Annotated in this window: 20 protein-coding genes; 12 read left to right on the top strand and 8 right to left on the bottom strand. The window is 44.6% G+C overall.

Annotated elements, in window-relative coordinates; all coding sequences use genetic code 11:
- The first annotated feature begins 2 nt into the window (after positions 1-2).
- From msrB to WCV65_RS15950, 7 genes are all read left to right on the top strand, one after another.
- A complete protein-coding gene (gene msrB / locus WCV65_RS15980) occupies positions 3-1,145 on the top strand; it encodes a peptide-methionine (R)-S-oxide reductase MsrB (RefSeq protein ID WP_338777826.1) in 1,143 nt (380 codons plus the stop codon).
- Positions 1,146-1,263: 118 nt separating this feature from the next.
- A complete protein-coding gene (locus WCV65_RS15975) occupies positions 1,264-2,496 on the top strand; it encodes an ABC transporter substrate-binding protein (protein ID WP_338777825.1) in 1,233 nt (410 codons plus the stop codon).
- Positions 2,477-4,135: an ABC transporter permease subunit gene (locus tag WCV65_RS15970; protein ID WP_338777824.1), complete on the top strand. Its 1,659-nt coding sequence runs from the start codon at positions 2,477-2,479 to the stop codon at positions 4,133-4,135. Before WCV65_RS15975 ends, WCV65_RS15970 begins: the two co-directional genes overlap by 20 nt.
- A gap of 3 nt (positions 4,136-4,138) precedes the next feature.
- Positions 4,139-5,092, top strand: a complete 954-nt coding sequence (locus tag WCV65_RS15965) for an ABC transporter ATP-binding protein (RefSeq protein ID WP_338777823.1) — start codon at positions 4,139-4,141, stop codon at positions 5,090-5,092.
- Positions 5,076-5,738, top strand: coding sequence for a TVP38/TMEM64 family protein (locus WCV65_RS15960; protein WP_338777822.1), 663 nt, complete (start codon positions 5,076-5,078; stop codon positions 5,736-5,738). The genes WCV65_RS15965 and WCV65_RS15960 overlap by 17 nt, the downstream gene beginning before the upstream one ends.
- Positions 5,731-6,312, top strand: coding sequence for a CDP-alcohol phosphatidyltransferase family protein (locus WCV65_RS15955; protein ID WP_338777820.1), 582 nt, complete (start codon positions 5,731-5,733; stop codon positions 6,310-6,312). The genes WCV65_RS15960 and WCV65_RS15955 overlap by 8 nt, the downstream gene beginning before the upstream one ends.
- A 12-nt stretch (positions 6,313-6,324) precedes the next feature.
- Positions 6,325-7,737 (top strand): FAD-dependent oxidoreductase, encoded by a 1,413-nt coding sequence (locus WCV65_RS15950; protein ID WP_338777818.1) that lies wholly within the window; start codon positions 6,325-6,327, stop codon positions 7,735-7,737.
- Between the two features lie 52 nt (positions 7,738-7,789).
- Here WCV65_RS15950 and WCV65_RS15945 read toward each other — a convergent pair whose 3' ends face one another.
- From WCV65_RS15945 to WCV65_RS15935, 3 genes are all read right to left on the bottom strand, one after another.
- Entirely contained in the window at positions 7,790-8,932 is a 1,143-nt protein-coding gene (locus WCV65_RS15945) for a glycosyltransferase family 1 protein (RefSeq protein ID WP_338777816.1), read from the bottom strand.
- Between the two features lie 35 nt (positions 8,933-8,967).
- A complete protein-coding gene (locus WCV65_RS15940) occupies positions 8,968-9,528 on the bottom strand; it encodes a phosphatase PAP2 family protein (protein ID WP_338777814.1) in 561 nt (186 codons plus the stop codon).
- A gap of 226 nt (positions 9,529-9,754) precedes the next feature.
- Entirely contained in the window at positions 9,755-10,282 is a 528-nt protein-coding gene (locus WCV65_RS15935) for a gamma carbonic anhydrase family protein (RefSeq protein ID WP_338777812.1), read from the bottom strand.
- Between the two features lie 107 nt (positions 10,283-10,389).
- Here WCV65_RS15935 and WCV65_RS15930 point away from each other — a divergent pair, with 107 nt between their 5' ends.
- On the top strand, positions 10,390-11,202 hold the full coding sequence (locus WCV65_RS15930; protein ID WP_338777810.1) for an alpha/beta hydrolase: 813 nt from the start codon (positions 10,390-10,392) through the stop codon (positions 11,200-11,202).
- Positions 11,199-12,269: a tetraprenyl-beta-curcumene synthase family protein gene (locus WCV65_RS15925; RefSeq protein ID WP_338777808.1), complete on the top strand. Its 1,071-nt coding sequence runs from the start codon at positions 11,199-11,201 to the stop codon at positions 12,267-12,269. The genes WCV65_RS15930 and WCV65_RS15925 overlap by 4 nt, the downstream gene beginning before the upstream one ends.
- 43 nt (positions 12,270-12,312) lie before the next feature.
- Here WCV65_RS15925 and WCV65_RS15920 read toward each other — a convergent pair whose 3' ends face one another.
- The 5 genes from WCV65_RS15920 to WCV65_RS15900 all read right to left on the bottom strand — a co-directional run bounded on the left by WCV65_RS15920 (position 12,313) and on the right by WCV65_RS15900 (position 16,270).
- Positions 12,313-13,062, bottom strand: coding sequence for an amino acid ABC transporter ATP-binding protein (locus tag WCV65_RS15920; RefSeq protein ID WP_338777806.1), 750 nt, complete (start codon positions 13,060-13,062; stop codon positions 12,313-12,315).
- A gap of 12 nt (positions 13,063-13,074) precedes the next feature.
- The gene (locus WCV65_RS15915) at positions 13,075-13,758 is read right to left on the bottom strand and encodes an amino acid ABC transporter permease (RefSeq protein ID WP_035409787.1); all 684 of its coding nucleotides are present in this window, start codon (positions 13,756-13,758) and stop codon (positions 13,075-13,077) included.
- A 15-nt stretch (positions 13,759-13,773) separates the two neighbouring features.
- Positions 13,774-14,562 carry an amino acid ABC transporter substrate-binding protein gene (locus WCV65_RS15910; RefSeq protein WP_338777802.1) on the bottom strand — a complete coding sequence of 263 codons (789 nt, stop codon included), beginning with the start codon at positions 14,560-14,562 and terminating at the stop codon, positions 13,774-13,776.
- Positions 14,563-14,735: 173 nt separating this feature from the next.
- Entirely contained in the window at positions 14,736-15,308 is a 573-nt protein-coding gene (locus WCV65_RS15905) for a class I SAM-dependent methyltransferase (RefSeq protein ID WP_338777800.1), read from the bottom strand.
- The gene (locus WCV65_RS15900; protein ID WP_338777798.1) at positions 15,305-16,270 is read right to left on the bottom strand and encodes a TIGR01212 family radical SAM protein; all 966 of its coding nucleotides are present in this window, start codon (positions 16,268-16,270) and stop codon (positions 15,305-15,307) included. Before WCV65_RS15900 ends, WCV65_RS15905 begins: the two co-directional genes overlap by 4 nt.
- Positions 16,271-16,424: 154 nt before the next feature.
- On the opposite strand from WCV65_RS15900, the gene WCV65_RS15895 reads away from it, so the two are divergent.
- The 3 genes from WCV65_RS15895 (at position 16,425) to WCV65_RS15885 (ending at position 17,092) form a co-directional block, all read left to right on the top strand.
- Positions 16,425-16,688, top strand: coding sequence for a YtzC family protein (locus WCV65_RS15895; RefSeq protein WP_035409777.1), 264 nt, complete (start codon positions 16,425-16,427; stop codon positions 16,686-16,688).
- Between the two features lie 14 nt (positions 16,689-16,702).
- Positions 16,703-16,852, top strand: a complete 150-nt coding sequence (locus tag WCV65_RS15890) for a hypothetical protein (protein WP_035409773.1) — start codon at positions 16,703-16,705, stop codon at positions 16,850-16,852.
- Between the two features lie 66 nt (positions 16,853-16,918).
- Complete coding sequence (locus WCV65_RS15885) at positions 16,919-17,092, top strand: hypothetical protein (RefSeq protein WP_156505866.1); 174 nt, start codon at positions 16,919-16,921, stop codon at positions 17,090-17,092.
- Positions 17,093-17,144 lie beyond the last annotated feature (52 nt).

Below are 17,144 nucleotides of genomic sequence, written 5' to 3'. Positions count from 1 at the left end.
CCATGAAAATCTGGGTGCCGATTATTGTCATAGCGGGTATTGCAGCTGTTTTGTTTGTAGTTGCCCCAAATTTAGGGGAATATTTTACAAAACGATCCTATGGAACACAGCCTGTTGAAGCTGTGGAGGCCGATTCAACAAAAGCGACAGCAACCTTTGCAGGAGGATGCTTCTGGTGCATGGAACCGCCGTTTGAAAAACTGGACGGCGTTTACGAAGTCATTTCAGGCTACACAGGCGGAGAAAAGAAAAATCCTTCCTATGAAGAGGTTTCCTCAGGCTCCACTGGACATGTTGAAGCGGTGCAGGTTGTTTACGATCCTTCTAAAATTTCCTATGAGGAGCTGCTTCAAGTATTTTGGAGGCAGATCGATCCGACAGACAGCGGCGGTCAATTTGTAGACAGAGGAGATCAGTATGTGTCCGCTATTTTCTATCACAGCGAGGAGCAAAAAGCCGCAGCAGAAAAATCCAAAGCAGATCTGCAGGCATCGAAAAGGTTCGATTCCAAGCTCGTGACTGAAATCAGAAGCGCGGATACGTTTTATCAAGCTGAAGAGTACCATCAGGATTATTATAAAAAGAGCTCGGTTCAATATAAATTTTACAGAAACAATTCAGGACGCGACCAGTTTTTAGATGAAGCCTGGGGGAAAGACCGTGAAGTGAAAATAAAGGAAAAATCAAAAGCTGTCTCAAGCTATGCGAATTTTAAAAAGCCTTCTGATGCAGAGCTGAAAAAAACTCTTTCTGCAGAGCAATACAAGGTGACCCAAAAGGATGGGACGGAGCGGTCGTTCAGCAATGCCTATCATGATTTGAAGGACGACGGAATATATGTAGACATCGTATCTGGTGAACCGCTGTTCAGTTCAAAGGATAAATTCGATTCTGGAACCGGCTGGCCAAGCTTCACCAAGCCGCTTGTTCCCGGAAATATCGTTGAAAAAGAGGATAACGGTCTGTTTATGACAAGGACAGAGGTACGCAGCAAGTACGCTAACTCTCATCTTGGCCACGTTTTTGATGACGGGCCAAAGCCTACAGGACTCCGCTATTGCATGAACTCTGCAGCACTGAAATTTATTCCAAAGGAAGATCTTAAGAAAAAGGGCTATGAAGAATTCGCAGATGAATTTAAGTGAAATGGAAGGCTGGCTTGAATTGCCGGCCTTTTGGATGCTTGATGCTCTGCATGAGGATTTAATATAGGTCTCTTGGGGTATTAATATTTGTCTATCTTAATGAAAAAGGGGATTGTGCATGAAGCGATTATTGGTCTTATTTATGATTATACTGGCACTAGCCGGCTGCTCTTCCAAGGCCGATACAGAAAAGGACAGCCAAAAAGTTCTTGCATCCAGCTGGTCTGATATTGAAAAAGAGGCTGCGGGGAAAAAAGTGAGGCTCTTCATGTGGGGCGGTGACCCTGGGATCAATGCTTATATAGATAAGTACGTTAAACCGGCGGTCAAAGAAAAAAACAATATCCTTTTAGAAAGAGTTCCAATGGATACCTCTGAAATTCTTCAAAAGCTGGAAACAGAGAAAAGAGCAGGACAGACAGAAGGAACAATCGATATTGTTTGGCTGAATGGAGAGAACTTTAAGAACGCCAAGCAAAACAATCTGCTTCTTGGCCCCATTACTGAAAAACTGCCGAATTACACGAAATACTACGATACAAGATCCCTTGAAAACCTTTATGACTTCGGTCTGGAAACAAAGGGTTATGAAGCACCATGGGGGAAAGTGCAGTTTGTCTTCCATTATGATTCATCTAAAATTATGGATCCGCCTAAAACGATAGAGGATTTAAAGAAATGGGTGAAAGCCAATCCCGGCCAGTTCGCCTACCCTGATCCGAAAGACTTCACAGGAAATGCTTTTATCAGACACTTGTTTTATGAATCAGCAGGCGGGGCAAAGGGTCTTCTCGATAAAGGATATGATGAAAAATTTGCAAAAACAGGCAGTGAACGGCTTTGGAAGGATTTAAATGAGCTGGAGCCCTATCTCTGGAAGAAGGGAAAGCTCTATCCGAATGATCTGACCGAGCTTGATAAGCTCTACGCTAATGGGGAGCTTGCCATGACAATGGGCTATAATGAGGCCCGCGCAGAGAGTCTTATTGAGAAAGGCGTATTCCCTGAATCGACCCGGTCCTTTGTTCTTGAATCAGGCTCGATTGGGAATACGCATTTCCTCGCCATACCAGCCAATAGCTCAAATAAAGAGGCGGCTTTAGCGTCAATTAATTTCCTGCTTTCACCGGAAGCACAAATCAAAAAGCTCTCACCGGAATATTGGGGGGAGAGTCCGGCTTTGGATTATTCAAAGCTATCCAATCAGCAGAAGGCTGAATACGATGAAATTAAGCGGGGAGACAGCGTGTTGAAGCCGGAGCAATTAAAAGATGCTTTCCTTCCGGAGATTGATTCACGGTATGTGAACTGGTTAAAGGAGAACTGGACGAATGAAGTGGTTCAAAAATAAATCGGTGCCGGGTGCGGTTATACCGGCTCTTGTTTTATCGGGAATCCTGCTCCTGTCCGGAATTCTTTTTTCACTGTATGAAAGTGCAGCAATGGATGGAAATATAAGTTTAAAAGCCTATGCAGAGATCTGGAATGGGAAAAGCTTTCGAATGTCCTTTTTATACAGTTTTTCACTTGCCTTGATCTCATCGCTGCTCGCCATTGCAGCAGGATTATGGATTACGAGAAAAATAGCCCCGTTTATGAGGCGTCCTTTTTTCAAGCTACTTGCCTGGTCCCCCATTCTTTTTCCCCATTTTGTCTGGGGATACATGCTTTTGCTCCTGCTTGATCAGACGGGCTGGATTCCTCAGGTGCTGACCGAGATTGGTTTTTTGCAGCAGCCCGGGCAATTTCCCGTCCTGATCAGAGACGAATGGGGGATAGGGATAATCCTTACGTACGTCACGAAGGAAATTCCTTTTGTGATTTTGATGCTCCTGCCCCTCTATCTTTCTATGGATGGCAGGAGGAAGGACGTCATTACCTCACTTGGGGGCTCGCGGTGGGACGTTTTTAAAACGGCAGAATGGCCAGTGGTGTTCCCTGTCCTTATTGAGACCTTTCTGATCTTGTTCGCTTTTATCCTGACAGCTTATGAAGTACCGGCACTGCTTGGGATCACATTCCCTAAGATGGTTTCTGTTTTGGCTTTTGACTGGTTTTACAACGGGGATTGGTCACAGCGCCCTTTGGCATATGCGGCGATGATCACCGTCACGGTTTTAATTATATTGGTGACTGCTATTTTCTATTTTTTATGGGGCAGAAAAAGAAGAATGGTACCGTCCAGTTCTGGAATCACCGTTTTTAGGAAAAAAGGCTCCGCCGCTGTTTTCAGCATTTATTTACTTTTCGTATTTCTTCCGATTGGTGCTCTAATTGCTAGCAGTGTGATGCAAAGGGACCGGAATCATCTCTTGAATTCGGAATTTACATGGAGAGCCTGGAGGGTGATTGCAGAGGATCCGCTGCTTGTACAGTCCATATGGACATCAGTCGGTATCGGAACGGCTGTCGTGCTGCTGAACTTTGCAGCAGGCATTCCAGCGGCACGGGCTTTGGCTTTCCGGCAATTTAAAGGAAAGACGCTCGCGGAGACAATTCTTCTTGCTCCAATCCTCATTCCCGCATTGCTAATTGCAATGGGATTGCATATAGCGTTTATCCGCCTCGGTTTGGCAAATGAGTGGAGCGGGGTCGTGCTGATTCAGCTGCTCCCGACCCTGCCGTATACCATTAAAATATTCAGAGCAGGCTTTGAACAAATGGGGCAAAGCTTTGAGCAGCAGGCTAAAACGCTCGGAGCATCAGGGCTGGAGATTTTTACGTCCATCCATCTTCCGCTCCTGCTTTCTTCATTCCGTTCCTCTGCATTCCTGATTTTTGTTATATCGCTTGGCCAGTTTATTTTAACAAGCTTAATAGGCGGAGGGAGTGTATTGACGCTTGCTCTTGTCTATTTTCCTTATTTTGAACAGGCGGATACAGCAGTTATGGCCGCTTTCTCACTGCTGTTTGCCATCATTCCCATCGGAGTTTGGATAGCATTTGAAGCGGTGTACCGGATCTTTGCTCCATATAAAGGGAGGTTTTGAGAAATGCCTTATTTAGTTTTTAATGGTACGAAGCAATTTCATAAGAAGAAAATCTTAGACGGAATTCAGCTCTCTATTCAGAAGGGGGAAATCCTATCTCTTATAGGGCCTTCCGGGACAGGAAAGTCCACCCTCCTTAAGTGCCTGGCAGGAATAGAAGCCCTGGATGAGGGTCAGTTTTTCCTGAATGGAAAGGACGTAACCCTTGTTCCTGCAAGAAAAAGAGAGGTGGTTCTCGTCTTTCAGCAGGCGCTGCTGTTTCCTCATATGACCGTTGTCGAAAATGTAGAGTATGGTCTTAAGATTCATAAAGTAAAAAAAGAAGCAAGAGAGCAGAAAGTAAAAAGGATGCTCGAAAAGACGGAAATGCTGCACGCGGCCAATCAGTATCCGGATGAACTGTCCGGAGGGGAGCAGCAAAGGGCTGCACTCGCAAGAGCCCTGGTGCTTGAGCCGAAGCTTTTGCTGCTCGATGAACCATTTGCGAACGTGGATCCTCTTTTGAGAGATAAATTGAGAATTTGGGTGAAAAGCCTGCTTAAGGAGCAGAACATTACATCCATTTTTGTTACACATGATATGGAAGAAGCAGCGATGATCGGCGACGAGATTGCCATATTGCATGAAGGAGCCATTCTTCAGAAGGGGACAGCACGAGAGATTTATTTGCGGCCGGCAAATGAAAAGGCGGCATCCTTTTATGGAGATGGCATGATGCAAAAACAGGAATTTATTCCCTCTCACAAGCTCTGGATATCTGAAGTCCCTTCTGAGCATGCTTGGGCAGGCAGGGTAGAAGGGGAATTATATAAATACGGACAGTCTTTTTTCCGGCTTTCAGTGGACTCCGGGGAACAGTGGATCACACTGCCATCATCGCTGCCTTTAAAAGAAGGGCAGACTGTTTACATCTGCAAAAACCCGGAGGAGGCTGCTTTCCTTGAAAAAAACAGCTAGACTGCTGCTGCTTGCTTTCGCGGCCGGCCTTCTCATATGGTTTAATCAGAGTTATTTGAACATAAGTCCGGAAATGATTAAAGGATGGATTTTATCGCTTGGTGCGGCTGGGCCCGTCGTGTATATTCTGCTTTATACAATTCGTCCTCTGACCCTCTTTCCAGCTTCGATCCTGTCACTGGCGGGAGGGCTCGCATTCGGTCCCATTTCCGGAATGATTTATATAATGGCAGGTGCAAGCGGAGGCGCACTGGTTGCATTCTTTCTCTCTCGTACCTTCGGCAGAAAAATGGTTCCAGATTCCGAATGGATTAGTTCTTTAAAAAAGATCATCGAAAAGAATGGTTTTCTGTATGTTCTCGTGCTGAGGATCCTGCCAATCGTAAATTTCGACCTGATCAGCTACGCGGCCGGCCTGACGACCATTCGCTGGGGCACCTTTTTGCTCGCGACCATTATTGGAATCATACCTGGTACGTTTGCCTACAGCTTCCTTGGATCGAGTTTTACATCAGATAATAAAATGATCATTTTTATTGCCATTGGCATTTTTATCATACTTGCCATCATTCCTATTCTCTTTAGAAAAAAAATGAAGAAATGGCTCTTTTCGAATGAAGAAAATGAGGTGAAGAAGGATGCTTGATACGCATGGAAGGAAATATGTGCAGCCTGCAATTGATGGGACGGCCTCTGTTTTACTGAGGTGGAAGCTCACTGCAAATCAAGTAACAGGAATCGCATTTCTAATCGGATTGTCATCTGGGGTTTTTGTGTATGTGGGGCAGCCTCTCCTTGCAGTAGCGTTTTTATGGATATCCGGCTTTCTGGACGCGGTCGATGGAACAATGGCCAGAAAAACGAAGCCTTCCGCCTGGGGAACCGTTCTTGATATTACGTTTGACAGGGTCGTGGAGATCAGTGTGATTTTAGGTCTTGCCTTCGCTTACCCCGAAGCGCAGTGGGCTCTTCTTTTACTCAGCGTTTCGATAATTATTTCCATGACCATCTTTTTGACTGTTGGTGCACTCAGTGAAAAACAAGGGGTGAAATCCTTTTACTATCAGGCAGGAGTGGCGGAACGGACAGAAGGGTTTATCCTTTTTTCACTGATGATTATCTTCAGCGGCCAGCTTGTCTGGATGACCTTGCTCTTCTTCGCTGTTGAAATGTTTACAGCTTTTCAAAGACTGTTTGAAGCGAAACGATTACTCAAGTAGGGGGAAGCAGAAATGAAGTATGATTTAATTGTCATTGGAGGGGGCTCCGGCGGATTAACTGCTGCTGCCGGTGCGGCTTCCTTTGGCGCAAAGGTTGCTCTTATTGATAAACGGGATACTCTCGGCGGAGATTGTTTGCATGTAGGCTGTGTGCCGTCTAAGGCACTGATTCATCAGGCGAATGAATTCTACAAAGGAAGGAATGCAGCTGCCAGACATGGATATGAGCTGAACGCAGATTTTAATCAGGTCAAGAATGCCGTGAAAACAGCTGTAGCAACCATTCAGCATCATGATTCGGATGACCGCTTTGAACAGCTTGGAGTGGACATTTTTCATGGTACTGCCGAATTTTCAAGCTCTCAAGAAGTGATAGTCAACGGCCAAAAGCTGATGGGAAAGCGGTTTGTTATCGCGGTGGGATCAAGTCCGCTCATCCCGGATATTGATGGATTAAAGGACGCTGGCTTTCAAACGAACGAAACCATTTTTTCCATGCCGGTTTTCCCGAAAAGGCTGGCTATTATAGGCGGAGGGCCAATTGGCGTGGAAATGGGACAGGCTTTCGCGAGACTCGGCAGCGAGGTCACCATCATAGACCGTTCTTCAAACATCCTTGCTAAAGAGGATGAGGATGTCAGAGATTTCATAACCGCTAAGCTGTCTGAAGAATTGGAGATCCGCTCAAATACAGAAGTGGAGAAGGTTTCTCTTTCAGGACAGAATAAGGTCCTGCATCTTAGATCAAATCAAAAAGAAGAAATGCTTGAAGCAGATGAAATTCTTTTAGCTATGGGGCGCGTTCCGAATACAAAAGGACTGAAAGCGGATAAAGCGGGTGTAGACCTGGATGATAAAGGCCATGTAAAGGTGAACGCTTATCTTCAGACAAACCTGAAGCACATTTTTGCAGCAGGCGATGTAATCGGACAGTATCTTTTCACGCACGCAGCAGGCCAAGAGGGGAAAACCATTGTACAGAATGCTCTATTTGGTGTAAAAGGAAAAATTTCATATGATCATATGCCGTGGAACGTTTATACAAGGCCGGAGGTTTTTCACCTCGGGTTAACGGAAAAAGAAGCAAAAGAACAGCATGGCAATGTGACCATTTATAAAAAAGCTTTGGATGAAGTGGATCGGTTTGTAACCGAACAGGAAACCGGATTTGTCAAATTAATTATGGATCAAAAAGGAAAGATCCTGGGTGCCCATGCGGTCGGCGAAGGGGCAGGGGATTGGATGCAATCCGTTGTTTTTGCAAAAAGCAGCGGGAAAAAGCTGAGAAGTCTTTCGGGAATGGTATACCCCTATCCGAACCGGGCAGCCGGCATCCAGTCGGCAGCAGATTTATATTGGAGGGAAAAGCTCTTTGACGGGGGCTTGAAAAAATGGGCGGCCAGATACATTAAGTGGTTCCGCTAATAAAGAAAGGCCACGGCTGGTGAAGAGCCGGGGCCTTTCTTTATGGTGGTGATTAAGCGTAGCGAACTTCTTCAGGATGAATGATAACTTCTTCATAATCGTTTAAAAGTCCATCGAATATGCTGTCCCAGGTCTGGGTTAAGGCATAGGCTCTTGCATTTCGGGACATTTCCTCCCGTAATCGGTGATTTTCCAGCAAAGAGGAAATGGCTTCTATAAACGCTTCAGGGTTTCGCGGCTCGCACAGCAGCCCGTTCTTTCCTTCAGAAATGATATTCTTTACACCCCCGGAGTTTGCACCAATAACGGGGGTTCCGCAGGCAAGGGACTCAAGGACAACATTTCCAAAGGTTTCGGTAGGAGATGGGAAGACAAACAAATCAGAAGAAGCATATATTTTTGCAAGATTCCTGCCGCTGACGTAACCGGCAAATGTCATGTTTTCAGGAGCGTCCTTCATCATTTCGAGCTTGGATGGACCGTCTCCCACGATAAGAAAGTGAACTTTTTCCCTTAAATGGGCAGGCATTGTTTTCGCTGCGGCCATCAGCGTCTGTATGTCTTTCTCAGGAGCGAGACGGCCTGCATAAGAGAGGATAAACGGTTCTTTAATATTGTATTCCTCATGGGCATCAAAACCCTCTAAACTTGGAGAAAACACGGAACAGTCTACCCCTCTTCCCCAAATACGCAGATTGGGGAACCCTTGTACTTTAAGCTGTTCTAGGGTTTCGGGAGACGGCACAAAAAGTTTTTTAAATGGTCTGTGAAACCAATGCATGTATTTCCAAAGTATTTTTGAAAAGAACTGAAGGTCGTAATACTCAAGATATTGATCGAAATCCGTGTGATAGGAACCAACGATCGGTATGTTTAATTTTTTTGCATAATGCATTCCGCATAAACCGATATTGAAGGGAGTAGCGATGTGGACGAGATCGGGCTGAAATTTTTGGAGCTCTCCTTTAACCTGAAGCATGTTGGGCCAGGCAACACGGCATTCAGGATACAAAAAGAAAGGGAAGCTCGTAAAACGGTGAATGTGACTGGAAAATAAACTTTCTTTCGTGCTCTCCGGTGCAAATACACGATATTCATGGCCGTTCGCTTCAAGGTAGTCTGTGAACCGTTTTAATGTACGGGCTACACCGTTGACATCGGGAGCATACGTATCAGTAAACAATGCGATTTTCATCGAACCCCTCCAGACATTAAAGTCGAACCGAATAATCAAGTGAAATGAATCAGATTCGGGAACCACTTGCTGACCATCATAAATGTCATGATGCTTGTAGATGTGCCAAGCAGGCATCCTGCCAGTACGTCAGAAGGATAATGAAGTCCAAGATAGATACGGGAAAGCCCCACACTAATTCCTAAAGGGATCAGAATCAAGGCAAGACTGGGCATGAAAAGCAAGAAAGGTATAATGACGGAAAAAATGGCTGTTGTATGTCCGGATGGAAAAGAATGATCTTCTAATGGATTGGCAGGCACCTTCGTCTCCAAAAGTGAAATATACGGCCGTTTCCTTGGATACATTTTTTTTACTATGGCAACTGGAATGTGGCTTAATGCTAGAGATGCCGCACTGGCTATCGCTACCCATTTAACAGGGCCCTGCGCAAATAAAATCATGGCTAAGCAGACTAAAATGGTTAGAGTCGCTCCTCCAACATGCGTGATATTCCGAAAGTACAAGTTGAGAAACTTGCGGTCAAAATGTCTGTTGACGCTTCGGAAGAGCTTGCATTCGAAATCATACATGTTTGCAATCAGCTTGGTTTTCATATAATCAGATGCTCCTTTACAAACGCCTTTTATACTATTCTAATTTAGAATTATTTAGTTAATAATAAGAATTTGTAAAGAAATTCAATCTTTTTTTTTCAATTCCTTTAAGAAGACGTGAAAAACCTGATTTTCCAATGGATGAGGGCATCATTCTTTTGAAGTCATGCCCCGCCATGATAAAATATAGTCAATCTACCGTCAGCGGGGGATTAAAAACAGCAGCTTACTTCCCTTTTTGAATAGGGGTGGCCTTTTTATAAATTTGCGCCTTTTCCGTGTATTCTCTGCGGATGCGGGCCATATCCTTCAAATCCTCGTGATTCAGGGGACGGATTACTTTAGCGGGCCGTCCGAAAGCCAGGGTATTGGGAGGGATTTTTTTTCCGGGAGGAACGAGACTTCCTGCTCCAATAAAGGCGCCTTCACCGATCTCAGCTCCGTCTAAAATCAAGGAACCCATGCCGATTAAAGCATTTCTTTTGATAATGGAGCTGTGGAGAATGACCTGATGGCCGACGGTAACATCATCTTCAATAAGTAATGGATTGCCGGGGCTTTGATGAAGGCAGCATTGATCCTGGATATTTACCCGTTTTCCGATAATGGTTGGTGCTACATCCCCCCGGATCACCGTATTGAACCAGATGCTTGACTCATCACCGATTTTGACATCACCGGAAATGGTTACATAATCAGCAATAAAAGCACTTTCTGATATTTCAGGTATGTATTGGTTATATGGATAGATCATTTACTAAACATCCTTTCACGTAATTAGGGAATTCTAATTACATTATAATAAAACAAAGGCTCCTTGTAAGGAGATGCAGGAAAATTGTGAGAAAGGGAGGGATTCTTATGTGGAAATGGGAAGCAGACCGTCCTAAGGGAGTAATTGTCATGATTCATGGCGCAGCCGAGCATCACAGACGCTATAAATGGCTGATTGAAAACTGGAGATGCGCGGGCTATAACGTCATTATGGGGGACTTGCCGGGACAGGGAACCTCAACCAGAAGAAGAGGACATATTCAATCCTTTAATGAATACATAAATGAGCTAAGTTTATGGCTGACGGAAGCAGATAAGTATGATCTTCCTTTGTTTCTTCTCGGACACAGTATGGGAGGCCTGATTGCAATCAGAGCCCTGCAGGAAAAAGAACACAATCTAGCCGGCGTGATTCTATCATCGCCCTGCCTTGGTTTAATGCATAAGCCGAATCGGGCATTGGATGTTCTTTCAAAGGGTCTGAATGTGGTATATCCCGCACTTCTGATGAATTCCAATCTGTCTATTGAAATGGCGACACGCAATAAGTCGGTTATTGAAATTGACGAAAATGATCCCCTTTATGTAACGAAAGTTTCGGTCCGCTGGTACAGGGAACTTGTACATGCAGTGGACCAGGCGAACGACAAACAAAATAAATTCCCGGATATACCGGTCCTTCTTATGCAGGGAGGCGATGATAAAATAGTGGATAAGAACGCCGTTAAATCGTGGTTCAACCGTTTGGATGCCACCGAGAAAACATACAAGGAATGGAAAGGGTTTTATCACGAAATTTTCAATGAACCTGATCGTGATCAAGTGTTTAAAATGGCCCACGCTTTTGCCGAATATCATCTTCCGGAGCTGCCGAAAGAAAATTGGAGTGAAAATACATGACCATCCCGACATCTCCCTTTTCGCTTATGAAAAAGGTGTACAAAAATGTATTTCCTCTTGTCCACCTTTATTTGGATGAGTGGAAGAAAAAGGCTGAATCCATTCCAAATGCAGAGCTGAGAAGTCAGGCTTTGGCAAGTATCACTGAAAAATCATTCCACTGTGAAGGCGGGGGCATTCTTGCGATATTGGCAGGGCCGAATATGAAAGAATGTGTCGAGTTTATTGTCGCCTACCAGACGATCAGCGATTACTTGGATAATCTATGCGACCGCAGCACATCGCTCGATCCAGATGATTTCAGGATGCTGCATCAGTCCATGCCGGACGCACTTACGGTCGGGGCGGAACTGAAAAATTATTATTCATTCCGGGAGGATCAGGATGATGGCGGGTATTTGCATGATCTTGTCATCACATGCCAAAGACAGCTGGGAAAGATAGATGGTTACCCTCATATAAAAGACACGCTGCTTGAGCTTTCCGGGTATTACTGCGATCTCCAAGTACATAAGCATGTCCAAATTGAAGAGAGAGTGCCGCGTCTTGAAACATGGTTCGAGCATCATCGAAGCGCACTTCCTGAGATGGAATGGTACGAATTCTCTGCCTGCAGCGGTTCAACCCTAGGCATTTTTTGCCTTGTCGCATACGGCTTCCAAAATTCCTACGATCAGCATTTGGCCAAGCAGATCCGTGACAGCTATTTCCCTTACATTCAAGGACTTCATATTCTTCTTGACTACTTAATTGATCAGGAAGAGGATCGTGCAGGGGGAGATTTGAATTTTTGCAGCTATTATCCAACAGAGGAGAGCATGATGAAGCGCCTCAAGCATTTTATTGAAAAGGCTGACAGCAGTTTAAAAGGAATTCCTCATGAAGGATTTCACAAGCTGATCAATAGAGGCTTGCTCGGCGTGTACCTTTCTGACCGGAAAGTAACGTCCAGAAAAGAGCTGAATAAGCTTGCCAGAACGTTATTGCGAAGAGGCGGCGGAACGTCTCTGTTTTTCTACCTGAACGGCAGAGCGTATCGCACGTTCCAGAAAATAACCGCTCAGTGAATCAAAAAAAGCTGCAGAATTTTGCTTCTGCAGCTTTTTGCTCTTAAATAGTTGCCTGTACCTTATTCAGAAATTGAAGGGTACGGGCATTTTTCGTTTGATCAAATACTTCCTGAGGAGAGCCCGTTTCCACAACCGCCCCATTATCCATGAAGATGACGAGATCGGCTGCATCTCTTGCAAAGTGCATCTCATGCGTGACGATCACCATGGTCATCCCTTCATTTGAAAGGTCTTTCATGACCTTCAGCACTTCACCGACAAGCTCAGGGTCAAGAGCAGAGGTAGGTTCATCAAACAGAAGAACATCCGGATCCATCGCCATAGCACGGGCAATTCCAACACGCTGCTGCTGACCGCCGGACAATTGATGAGGGTACATATCCGCTCTGTCCAAAAGGCCAACCTTTTCCAGCTGGAGGAGGGCCTTTTTCCTGGCTTCGTCTTTAGACAGTCCCTTAACCACGACCTGGCCTTCCATTACGTTTTGCACAGCTGTTAAATGCGGAAATAGGTTATAGCTTTGAAAAACCATTCCGGTTTGCTTTCTGAACCCTGCCACCGTGCTTGTCTTCAGCTTTTGCTTTTCGGAGAACTGAATGGTCTCCGTTCCAAGCTGAATCGTTCCTGCATTCGGTACCTCCAGCAAATTCAGGCAGCGCAGCAAAGTCGTTTTGCCGGAACCGGAAGGACCGATAATGACAGCTGTTTTCCCTTTTTCAATCGTCAAATCAATCCCTTTTAGAACTTCGAGTTCTCCAAAGCGTTTATAAAGATTGCTTATTCTAATCATGACAGCCCCTCCTTATTTGGCAATGCCGCGTTCAAAACGGCGTTCCAGTTTGGTTTGCAGCCAGGAAAGTACGGTGCTGAAAATAAGATAGATAAAGGCTACTTCGATATACAGCCAAAGCGGTTCATAGTATACGGCCGCGATTTGCTGCCCTTTTTGGAACATTTCCGTAACCGTGATGGTTGCTGCAAGCGATGTATCTTTAACAAGACTAATAAACGAGTTCCCAAGCGGAGGAATGGATACACGCACCGCCTGCGGAAGAATGATTCTCCGTATTGCCTGCGCTCTAGTCATATTAATTGAATAAGCTGCTTCCCATTGTCCCTTTGGGATAGACAAAATGGCAGCACGGATGATTTCCGAGGTGTAAGCACCCTTATTAAGGGTGAATCCAATGACCGCGGCTGTGAATGGATCCAGTGTAATCCCAACGCTTCCCAGTCCAAAGAATAGGATAAACAGCTGAACGAGCAGCGGTGTTCCCCGGAAAACCCAGACGTAGAAGCCTGATATGGCTGTAAGGATCCGAATATTGGACATGCGGGCTAGGGCAACGAAAAACGCTAAAATCAGACCAAGGGCAAAAGTGATTAGGGTCAGAGGAATGGTAAAGGCAATTCCTGCTTTTAAAAGCGGAAAAAAGGATTCGGTTAGAATCCCTATAATCCGCTGTGAACGTTCATCAGCAAACATATTCACTCAAATCCTTTATTTCGAGACATCTGTTCCGAACCATTTTTCGGAGATTTTCAAGTAAGTACCGTCTTTTTTCATTTCAGCCAATGCTTTGTCGACTTCTTCTTTTAGCTTTCCGCTGTCTTTGCGGAAAAGGAATGCATTTTCTGTCGCTTCTTTTTCTTCATAAACTTTCTTAATTGGAAGCTCAGGACGCTGTTTTTTCAAATCAAGGTATGAAAGACTGTCATTGATTGTCGCATCGATTCTTCCAGCAGCAATCAAATCAATGGATTGATTGAAGCCATCCACAACCGTATTAGTTGCACCGTTTTGTTCAGCAATTTTACGATAGTTGCTGTCCAGTGACTGCCCCACTTTTTTGCCTTTTAAATCTTTTAGGGATTTAATCTCGTTATTGTCTTCCTTTACGATAAGAACCGCTTTTGAAACGATGTAAGGCTCAGACATATCGTACTTCTCTAAACGTTCAGGGCGGATCGCTACTTCATTGGCAACCATGTCATAGCGTTTGGAATCAAGACCTGCAATCATTCCATCCCATTTTGCTTCGATGAATTTAGGTTTAATATCAAGGCGTTTAAAAACCTCTTTTGCAATCTCTACATCAAATCCTGTAAGGTTTCCCTGTTTGTCATGAAACGTAAATGGCGCGTATGTACCTTCCGTTCCAATCGTAACTTCGCCTTTTTCTTTAATGGAATCATACAGACTTCCAGCGCTTTCTTCTTTTTTCGAACCGCAGGCAGCTAATGCAAGCAAAGCAGCCGCTATAAGAAAAATGGATAAAAATCTTCTCATTTTTGTAATCCCCCAGTTAGTTGATAGGTTTAATTTATTTAAAAAATACTTTATAAGATTAAGGCAGAAATTGTCGAAAGTCAACGAAGAAATCTCGAATTTAGTATTTTATTTTTCGGGTGAATTTATTCTTCCCTGCAAACGAAAAAACCGGCTCATCGGCCGGCGCTTTTTTATCTTTTTTCAATTGCACAAATAAAGGGGGGATTATTCTTTTGATTAATAAACTGATACTGAATCACATGGGCTTCATCCTGTGGAAGGTTTTTTGCAAATTCAAGGACCGCGTTTTTTTCTATTTTCCCTTCAGGATGCCCATGGTAAATGACAAGAACGATGATTCCCTCAGGCTTAAGCATGCGGAAAAGCTGGCTGATGCCTGCAATGGTGGAGTCAGGGGACGTCACAATTTCTTTATTGCCTCCGGGGAGATAGCCGAGGTTGAAAACCGCTCCGGCAAGCTTTCCGTGGTATTCAGCAGGAATGGATTCTTCAGCGCACTCGTGGCCTTTATGAAAAAGGGTTACACGGCTGCTGAGATTTTTCTCCTTAAGGAGCCTCTCGGTTGCCAGGACGGCATCCTCTTGAATATCGAAGCTGAATACCCTGCCCGATTCACCTGTTAATCCGGCCAGAAAAGCTGTGTCATGACCATTCCCCGCGGTTGCATCCACTGCGATGTCACTAGGCTGAACAGCAGAAGAAAGCAAATTTCTGCAGAAGGGAAGAATCCGGGTTACCTTCATGTTATGTCCACCCTCTCTGCCTGAAAAAATTTCCCCTGAAAACTGCCGCGCCGCTCCATTTCCGCGTCAATCGCATTAATAACCGACCATTTATTTACGCTCCACATCGGCCCGATCATTAAGTCAATCGGACCATCCCCCGTAATTCGGTGAACAATCATTTCAGGAGGAATGACCTCCAGCTGATCGCAAACGAGCTGAACATAATCCTCGAATGACAGAAACTCAAGCATCCCTTTTTCATACTGCTTCACCATCGGAGTGCCCTTCAATAGATGAAGAAGATGAATTTTAATCCCCTGCACATCCAGTTTTGCCACTTCTCTTGCGGTATGCATCATCATTTCCCAATCTTCCAGCGGAAGTCCGTCAATAATATGAGTGCAAACCCGGATTCCATGCTTCCTTAATTTGTTTACTCCTTCAACATAGGAAGGATAATCATGGGCCCGGTTAATAAGCAAAGCCGTCCGTTCATGAACCGTCTGAAGTCCGAGCTCTACCCATAAATAAGTACGCTTGTTCAGCTCAGCCAAATACTCCACCACATCATCCGGAAGACAATCCGGTCTCGTCGCAATGGACAGGCCGACAACATCTTCAAATCCAAGCACGGTTTCAAACTTCTCTTTTAAAACCTCAAGAGGAGCATGCGTATTCGTATATGCCTGAAAGTAAGCCATATACTTTCCATCTTTCCACTTCTGATGCATTTTTGCTTTCACTTCATGGAATTGGGTTGTAAGATCATCCGCCCGGCTGCCGGCAAAATCTCCGGATCCTGCAGCACTGCAAAAGGTACAGCCTCCGTAAGCGACCGTTCCATCGCGGTTTGGGCAATCAAATCCCCCGTCTAACGCCACTTTGAATACTTTATGTCCAAAGAAATCTTTTAAATGATAATTCCATGTATGATACCTTTTTTTATCGTTCGCATATGGAAAAGGGTTGGACTGAATCAAATCAGAAAAGCCTCCCGAAAAATTTTTATCGTCATTAAGCCATTTTAGCACGCTCGTTTTTTGAATGACAAATTTTCTCGGTGTTAAAACGCCCGCCATCGTAAACCCTATAAAAGTGAAGCATCGAACCTGAATAATGGAAGGAGATTATACAATGGCCACAAGGCAATCGGTTGAAGAATATATGCAAATGTGCACAGACACATACAACTATGCAAAAGAGCAATTTGAAAGCGGAGCAAAGCAGGAGCATTATCATGACCAGGAATACACAGAAGCCCAATCCAAGCTCGAGGACGCCGTAAATGAACTAAACAAACTCACATTAAGCTGTGATGATCAGCAAAAAGAACAGCTGTATAGAATGAGGCTTCAATTGCAGCAGCTGCAAAACGAAATGATTCTTCAAAGACATTAAGGAGGTTCACACCCATGAAAAAACGTTCCGATCAGAACAACCCAGAACAAAAAACCGGCCAAAGCGAATTTTCCAATGAACTCGATCCAGTATCCAAGGCAAAACAGAAATACGCAAAGCAAGGCCAGCCAATCAAATCCAAACAGCATCCTTCTGAAAAGTAAAACAACGTCATCCCTCGTTTTCCTTAAATAAAAAAAGGGAAGAAGAATAATGGGAGGAGATGCGTTATGAAAACATATATCGTTCAGTATACAGACAAAGAAACAGGCGAGCGGGTCTTCGACGGACCCGCCTTCGGAAGCGAAGTAGAAGCCATGGAAATGCAGCGGGAGCTCGAAGAAAAAGGCCACATGGACGTAACCGTTGAAAGTGAAAATGACATCCAGCTGGACCGTGAATAGGGCAAGAAGTTATGGAGGGCACCCTGAGTTTTTGGGGGTGCTTTTTTGTTTG

This window comes from Metabacillus sp. FJAT-52054, assembly GCF_037201815.1.
GTDB lineage: Bacteria > Bacillota > Bacilli > Bacillales > Bacillaceae > Metabacillus_B > Metabacillus_B sediminis.
The sequence above is the reverse complement of the archived record's forward strand: the minus strand, read 5'-3'. Positions and strand labels throughout refer to the sequence as shown.

What these genes read in the sequence shown, in the direction of transcription:
- WCV65_RS15895 (WP_035409777.1), top strand. Translation starts at nt 16,425, where the DNA reads ATGGCCACAAGGCAATCGGTTGAAGAATATATGCAAATGTGCACAGAC.
- WCV65_RS15975 (WP_338777825.1), top strand. Translation starts at nt 1,264, where the DNA reads ATGAAGCGATTATTGGTCTTATTTATGATTATACTGGCACTAGCCGGC.
- WCV65_RS15915 (WP_035409787.1), bottom strand. Translation starts at nt 13,758, where the DNA reads ATGTTTGCTGATGAACGTTCACAGCGGATTATAGGGATTCTAACCGAA.
- WCV65_RS15925 (WP_338777808.1), top strand. Translation starts at nt 11,199, where the DNA reads ATGACCATCCCGACATCTCCCTTTTCGCTTATGAAAAAGGTGTACAAA.
- WCV65_RS15890 (WP_035409773.1), top strand. Translation starts at nt 16,703, where the DNA reads ATGAAAAAACGTTCCGATCAGAACAACCCAGAACAAAAAACCGGCCAA.
- WCV65_RS15910 (WP_338777802.1), bottom strand. Translation starts at nt 14,562, where the DNA reads ATGAGAAGATTTTTATCCATTTTTCTTATAGCGGCTGCTTTGCTTGCA.
- WCV65_RS15935 (WP_338777812.1), bottom strand. Translation starts at nt 10,282, where the DNA reads ATGATCTATCCATATAACCAATACATACCTGAAATATCAGAAAGTGCT.
- WCV65_RS15905 (WP_338777800.1), bottom strand. Translation starts at nt 15,308, where the DNA reads ATGAAGGTAACCCGGATTCTTCCCTTCTGCAGAAATTTGCTTTCTTCT.
- msrB (WP_338777826.1), top strand. Translation starts at nt 3, where the DNA reads ATGAAAATCTGGGTGCCGATTATTGTCATAGCGGGTATTGCAGCTGTT.
- WCV65_RS15950 (WP_338777818.1), top strand. Translation starts at nt 6,325, where the DNA reads ATGAAGTATGATTTAATTGTCATTGGAGGGGGCTCCGGCGGATTAACT.
- WCV65_RS15940 (WP_338777814.1), bottom strand. Translation starts at nt 9,528, where the DNA reads ATGAAAACCAAGCTGATTGCAAACATGTATGATTTCGAATGCAAGCTC.
- WCV65_RS15970 (WP_338777824.1), top strand. Translation starts at nt 2,477, where the DNA reads ATGAAGTGGTTCAAAAATAAATCGGTGCCGGGTGCGGTTATACCGGCT.
- WCV65_RS15920 (WP_338777806.1), bottom strand. Translation starts at nt 13,062, where the DNA reads ATGATTAGAATAAGCAATCTTTATAAACGCTTTGGAGAACTCGAAGTT.
- WCV65_RS15885 (WP_156505866.1), top strand. Translation starts at nt 16,919, where the DNA reads ATGAAAACATATATCGTTCAGTATACAGACAAAGAAACAGGCGAGCGG.
- WCV65_RS15965 (WP_338777823.1), top strand. Translation starts at nt 4,139, where the DNA reads ATGCCTTATTTAGTTTTTAATGGTACGAAGCAATTTCATAAGAAGAAA.
- WCV65_RS15945 (WP_338777816.1), bottom strand. Translation starts at nt 8,932, where the DNA reads ATGAAAATCGCATTGTTTACTGATACGTATGCTCCCGATGTCAACGGT.
- WCV65_RS15930 (WP_338777810.1), top strand. Translation starts at nt 10,390, where the DNA reads ATGTGGAAATGGGAAGCAGACCGTCCTAAGGGAGTAATTGTCATGATT.
- WCV65_RS15955 (WP_338777820.1), top strand. Translation starts at nt 5,731, where the DNA reads ATGCTTGATACGCATGGAAGGAAATATGTGCAGCCTGCAATTGATGGG.